The following is a 6,175-nucleotide window of genomic DNA, read 5'->3' as shown; positions in this document are numbered from 1 at the left end:
CGCCTAGGCAGCGACAGGACGGTGCTGAGCTGTTTTTTGCTTTTTTGCGCGGTTTCTATGCTAAAATTCGGGCAAAAATTTATGGCGATCAGGCCCTTTTGCCAAAAAAGCGAAGCGTTTAGCACGGCCGGACCGCTTATGCCTTTGTGGGTGAAAAGTATGTCGTCTGCAAATTTGCGCGGCATTTTCGGCTCGCGATTTGCGGAGTTTTTGCTCGCGCAAACTACGCTAATCTCGGCGGGGAAGCAAACCCCGCTTAGATTTTTAAACCAAAACTCCTCTTTTTGCACGGTAAATCCGACAAGCGCCGGAGCGGGCGGGATGACTTTGATGCCAAAGCTTCGCGCTATTTCGTAGCCGATGTCGCTGGCGCCTAGGCTTTTGTAGCTTAGTCCGCCGCTAGCTACGACGAGATTTTTAGCGTAAAATTTATCTCCGTTTTCGGCAATAACTTCAAAAATTTCGTTTAAATTTTGCTCGTTTTGATCAAATTTCGTCTCAAAATCTGTCAAATTTTTATCACAATTTTGTGCGGGAGAAACGTCTAAAATTTGGCCGTTTTCATCGGTCAAAATTTTTCTAGCGCTTTTCACGCAAACGCCGCAAAATATATGCGCACCGCTTTGTCTAGCGCGCTTTAAAAGTACGCCCAAAACGTCTTTTGCGCCGCTTTCGCAGAAAAATTGATTTTGCTTTTGCTCGTTAAATTTTAGCTCGCCAAAAAATTTTAAAACATCTTTGAAACATAGATTTTTTAGGATATTTGTGGCAAAATCCGCGTCGCCGAGGTAGTTTGATGCATCGATACGGCGGTTTGTGACGTTGCACCTGCCTCCGCCGCTAGCTAATATTTTCTTGCCGGGAGTTGCGTTTTTTTCGAGTATAGCGACGCTTTTACCGCGTAAATTCGCCGCCAAAAATAGCCCTGCCGCGCCCGCTCCGATTATCAAAACGTCGTAAATTTTGCAAATTTTAGACATCATAAAACCTCAAAATTTACGCGCAGCAAAGCCATCTAAAATCAAAAGCTATTTTTTAGCGCTAGGAATTTTTGCTCTTGCGCTTCGTCTAGTTTCATTTTTTCGTTGCGATTTACGAAAAGCTTAAAGATCACGTTGTGATCCGCGTCGTAAAAGTGCAGGCTGTGCCCGAGAAATCCCATAAATTTAGTGCTCACAAAGCCGATGCTGGAGATTGATTCTTCTCTTAGGTGGCCGCCCAAAAAGCCTGTTTTATCGGTGAAATTTAAAAATCCTCTCGCTTTTTTAGGCATAGGCACGCTAACCTTGATCTCGATGATAAACTCGGGCGTATTTTTGATAAAAAGCATCTCGCCCCAAGTGCTGACTTCTTCAAAAATTTTCATCAAATTTTCTGCGCCGACTTCCTTAAATTCGTCATCGCCGCGGTACTGCAAGATTTCGTATTCGCGTACGTTTAGCTGTTTGGCCGCGTCGTAAACGGACATCTTTTTGTCCTCGAAAAGCTCGTCGATTTGTTTTTTTAGATCGCTCATTTTTGTCCTTTTTTGAAATTAGATTTTGATAATAGTATTTAAAAATAGCTAAAAACCCGCTAAATTTGCGCGCTTTGCGCCCTTGTATTTAAAGCGCCGATCAAGCCGCAAATTTAGTCGCCGGGCGCGGACGATTTTTTAAATTTGCTCCGTCCGCAAACTCGTTAAACGCCTAAAAACCGCTTTATTTCCGCCTCGTTTGTTAGCTTGGAGTTGTATTTTACGACGAGATTTTGAGCGTTTTTGTAGCATTCCACGACGCCTTTTTGCTTCTCGACCTCGGCTAGATCGGCATCCGTATCAGACGGCAGATAGATATTTTTAAAGATATTGGGGTTGTCTAGCCATTTTAGCGCGATCAGCCACACGACGCAAAGCACCGTCACGACGGCGGAAAGCGCGCTAAGGCCGTAAAATTTAAGTAAAGTACCGCCGCCTATGCCGCCGATAAAGCTTCCCATGTAACCAAAAGCGTTAAAGATACCCAAAACCGCGCCTTTTTGGCTTACTTTACTAAATTTGGACGCCATTGATTGCAAGATCGGCTCGTGCAGGTTAAAGCCGATAAAAAATATAATCACACCTGCGTAAAATAGCGGCTTGTGTCCGAGTGAGAGCGCGAAAAGTCCGTAGCAAACGACAAAAAGTGAGACCCCGATGACTAAAATTTGCTTTGTTATGCGCTTCGTTTCGCCGATCGCGCCACCGATACCCATCGCGATAAAGCCAAACACCGTCGCAACCGAGTAGATGCCGCTGAGGTCCTTTTTGTCCATCCCAAAATATTTCACGATGGCGATGGGAATCACGATAAAAGCCGCCGACATCAGCATTTTTTGCATGAAGTTGCTGATGTTCATGAGTAGTAAATTTCTGTTTGAGAGTAGCTTTACGGCCGGCATTTTGGCCTGTGAGTGGGTAAATTTAGGCTCCTCGCCTACTGCCGTGTATAAAAGCACGATACAAACGACCGTAACCGCGATCGAGAGGTAAAAGAGGCTTGAAAGGCCGTATTTGGCGCTAAGTATCGGCGAGAGTATCATAGAAAGCGTAAAGCTAATGCCGATAAACGCGCCCATCATCGCCATCGCGTGCCCGCGCACCTCCTCCTTGGTCATGTCGCTCATCAGCGCGATCGCCACGGCTCCTATCGCGCCCGCACCCTGGATAAATCTACCAAAAATCATCGTGTAGATATCAGTCGCCACCGCGCAGATCGCAGCTCCAACGATAAAGACGAGCAGGCCTATTAGCATCGAGTTTTTGCGCCCGAAGCGGTCCGAGACGTAGCCGAAAACTACCTGAAACGTGATCTGCGACATCGCGTAAACACCGATGAGAACGCCGACTAAAAACTCGGTCGCCCCCTCGAGCTCGAGCGCATAGACGCTGATAACGGGCAAAATGATAAATAGTCCGAAAAACCTACTGCCGATGATAAAAGATAAAGGTAAAGCGCTTTTTACTATCATAAATTTTCCTTTTTAAAGGAGTGATTTTACCCGAATTTTGATAATACGTAAATTAAAGCCGAATTTGATAAAATGCGCGGGTTAAAAAATAGCATAGCGAAGTATTTTTTGGATTATTTTTACGGTTGCGTAGATAAAATTTTGCGTAGGCTAGGCACGTAGCCTGCCGAGCGAAATTTTAGCAAGCTACGTAAAAAGAACCAAAAAGACAAGCTAGAAAAAGGAAAAATTTTGAAGATAGTTTTAGCAACATCAAACGCCGACAAAGTGCGCGAAATAAAAGATTTTTTAAAAGATTACGAAATTTACGCATTGCGCGAAATTTGCGAGCCGTTTGAGATCGTCGAGGACGGCGCGACATTTGCCGCAAACGCGCTAATCAAAGCTCGCGCGGTGCAGGCAAAACTGCGCGAGCTAAATTTGGCGGACGAGTTTATCGCGCTAAGCGACGATAGCGGCATCAGCGTGGAGGCTCTTGGCGGCAGGCCCGGGATTTACTCCGCGAGGTTTAGCGATATGAACGAGCTGGGCCAGATAACGGGCAAAAGCGCGACCGATGCTAGCAACCGCGCAAAGCTGATAGCCGAGCTAAATGCGCTAAATTTAACCAGCTCGCCTGCGTTTTACACCGCTTGTATCGCTGTTAGCTCAAATTTGGGTGATTTTACGGCGCACGGCTTTATGCACGGCACGGCGATTTGCCAGGAGCGCGGCAGCAACGGCTTTGGCTACGATAGTCTTTTTATCCCCAAAGGCTTTACGCGCACGCTTGGCGAGCTAGACGACGCCACGAAGCTAAAAATCTCTCACCGCTCAAAGGGGCTTGAGCTCATAAAGTATGTGTTAAAGAGCCTTGAGAGGAAATTTGGGCGCTAAGCTCGGAGCGCAAAAGAGAAAGTAAAATTGCGGGGTAAAATCCGGCTAAATTTGCCGTCCCTTAACGCTAGCGCGGTATAATCGCGCAAATTTAAAATTTGAGACGAAGATGAATCTGGTTTTATTCGACTTTGACGGGACGATCACGCGCGATGACTCGCTGCTGGAGTTTATCGCTTACGTCGTGGGATTTAAGAAATTTTTTCGGGGTATTTTTTGGCTTTCGCCGGTTTTGATCGGCTATAAGCTAAAAATTTGCAGCAACAACTACGCTCGTAGGCGGCTGATGACGTATTTTTTTGCTGGTATGAGCGCGGATAAATTCGCTCAAATTTGCAAAAAATACTCAAACACGCACATCGAAGATATCGTGAAATTTTCCGCGATGGCAAAGATCGCCGAGTATAAGGCAAACGGCGACAAGGTCGTGATCGTAACGGCGTCGCTCGAGGACTGGTTAGCTCCGTGGTGCCAGGCGCAGGGGCTGGAGCTGCTAGGCACTCGTATCAAGAAAAAGGGCGGCGTGATAACGGGCGAGATAGACGGCGCCAACTGCTACGGTGCTGAGAAAGTGCGCCGCGTACGCGAGGCGTATGGCACGGACGCCTTTGAGCGCGTGATCGCATACGGCGACAGCAGGGGCGATAAGGAGATGCTGGAGTTTGCCGACGAGGCGCATTATAGGGTGTTTGAGTGAGGACTACAAAAACTGCAAGCTAGCCGCGAATTTAGAAGCTTTAAATTTGAGCACTTACGCGGCAAATTTAGAGGTTAGCGCGCTTTTGCAACGAAAATTTGTTGCCTGCAATTTAAAGCCTCACCCGCGTTTGTAGATAGCAAGGGTTTCGTAGTCATAACCTGCGTTTTGCGTTTACTGGAGTGCTAAGGGCAGTAAAGATTTTATTAAAAGCCTGCTAAGGCTAAATTTAAAGAGATTTATATGCGCAAGATTTTACTTTTTTGCGCGGCAGTGGCTAGTGATGTTATAAGATTCGAGTAAGGTTTGAAGATAAAATAACTAAAATTATCACTACGCAAACGGGCGTTAATGGCGTGGTTTAACTTTAGACCGATACTGCTGAATATAATATAGTGCTAGCTTATGCCAGTAAGGTACAAAATTTATAAATATGAGCGCTTTAAATTTCACGTTAATAAATATCGCTAAATTCACTCCGTTTTTTAAATTTCAAAGCCCTATTTGACACTTGAGTACATTTACTAGATTGCCAAATAGTTCGTTATAAATTTAAAATTTTCTCCTCTCTTTGATAATAGTTCTTTTAAATCGTCATTAGGCTTATTGTTTTTTACTAAAACTACAAAATAGCAGAAAATATGTTCATTGATTTTGCTAAGTTTTATAAATTTATCAAAATCCCTCTTAACGCTTTCGTAAAAATCCTTACGACTGCTAAGTCCGAATTTAAATTCAAATATTACTGCATCTATTGTACCTTCGAATTCAAATTTCCCGTCTTTGTATAGGTCAATACCTTCTTTTGATATCATACTAAGATCTGGTCTATATCTGAACTTTTCACTTTCATTTTTCCAATAAACTTCAGAATGTAGTGCTACGTCACCGCCGCTTAACTTTGACAACTTTTTATACGCCATACAGTGCAAGTCTGATTCCGTAAGTATTTTAAACGGATCTTTGTTGTATTCTTCGAAGATTGCTTGCATGATTTTATTTATACACTCCTCGGGAAAAATTTTTATTAAATTATTTTCCATAGCGTCTCCTGAAAAATATTAAATTTTTATCGGCATAAATTTGCCAATGCGATTTGATGTCTAAAATTTAGGGAAGTATTAAATTTCAGTCTCTACCCACTCGCCTAAAATTTTACTAAAATTCTCTATCATCGCGGCGAAATCATACTCAAGCTTGCTTTGCTTTTGCGCGATCTGCTTTAGCGCCGTTAAAAAATACTCGCTTATTTTTTGCTTTTGCTCTGCGTGCGAAAGCTCGCTAAACTCGCGCTCAAAATATATCTGCGCGCCCGTTTTGCCCGTATCTTTTCTAAACGGCGCATACTCGAATCTGTTTCGCAGATAGTAGCCCCCAGCACGGCGCTCCTCCTCGCTCATCATCTCGTGTATCAGCTCCCACGCACGCTGCGAGCTTAGGCGCGGCTTATCGGGTGCGATGATGTAGTTTGTTTTGCAGCCGTAATCCGAGAAGCTAAATGCGCACGATAGCTTGATGTAGTTGATCGCGTAACCGTAAATTTCAGGGCGCATTTTGGCGTTAAGCGCTGGTTGTAGATCCGCAAAGAGGCTTTCTATCACGGCGCGCGAGTTT

At 44.4% G+C, this 6,175-nt stretch carries 7 protein-coding genes; 2 read left to right on the top strand and 5 right to left on the bottom strand.

What is annotated here, in order from left to right; all coding sequences use genetic code 11:
- The 3 genes from Q0314_RS06065 to Q0314_RS06055 all read right to left on the bottom strand — a co-directional run.
- The coding region (locus tag Q0314_RS06065; RefSeq protein WP_298057537.1) for an NAD(P)/FAD-dependent oxidoreductase at positions 1 to 980 on the bottom strand (980 nt) is incomplete at its 3' end.
- Positions 981 to 1,021: 41 nt separating this feature from the next.
- The gene (hutX, locus tag Q0314_RS06060; RefSeq protein WP_298057536.1) at positions 1,022 to 1,516 is read right to left on the bottom strand and encodes a heme utilization cystosolic carrier protein HutX; all 495 of its coding nucleotides are present in this window, start codon (positions 1,514 to 1,516) and stop codon (positions 1,022 to 1,024) included.
- A gap of 164 nt (positions 1,517 to 1,680) precedes the next feature.
- Complete coding sequence (locus tag Q0314_RS06055; RefSeq protein WP_298057538.1) at positions 1,681 to 2,985, bottom strand: MFS transporter; 1,305 nt, start codon at positions 2,983 to 2,985, stop codon at positions 1,681 to 1,683.
- Positions 2,986 to 3,219: 234 nt separating this feature from the next.
- Here Q0314_RS06055 and Q0314_RS06050 point away from each other — a divergent pair, with 234 nt between their 5' ends.
- Entirely contained in the window at positions 3,220 to 3,864 is a 645-nt protein-coding gene (locus Q0314_RS06050; RefSeq protein WP_298057535.1) for a non-canonical purine NTP pyrophosphatase, read from the top strand.
- Positions 3,865 to 3,973: 109 nt separating this feature from the next.
- Positions 3,974 to 4,561 carry an HAD-IB family hydrolase gene (locus tag Q0314_RS06045; protein ID WP_298057534.1) on the top strand — a complete coding sequence of 196 codons (588 nt, stop codon included), beginning with the start codon at positions 3,974 to 3,976 and terminating at the stop codon, positions 4,559 to 4,561.
- Between the two features lie 524 nt (positions 4,562 to 5,085).
- On the opposite strand, the gene Q0314_RS06040 is transcribed toward Q0314_RS06045, so the two are convergent.
- Complete coding sequence (locus Q0314_RS06040) at positions 5,086 to 5,604, bottom strand: hypothetical protein (RefSeq protein ID WP_298057533.1); 519 nt, start codon at positions 5,602 to 5,604, stop codon at positions 5,086 to 5,088.
- 78 nt (positions 5,605 to 5,682) lie between these two features.
- A partial coding sequence (locus Q0314_RS06035; protein WP_298057532.1) for a hypothetical protein occupies positions 5,683 to 6,175 on the bottom strand: 493 nt, incomplete at its 5' end.

This window comes from uncultured Campylobacter sp., assembly GCF_938040115.1.
In the GTDB taxonomy this organism is placed as follows: domain Bacteria; phylum Campylobacterota; class Campylobacteria; order Campylobacterales; family Campylobacteraceae; genus Campylobacter_A.
This window is presented reverse-complemented; position numbering and strand designations above follow the sequence as displayed.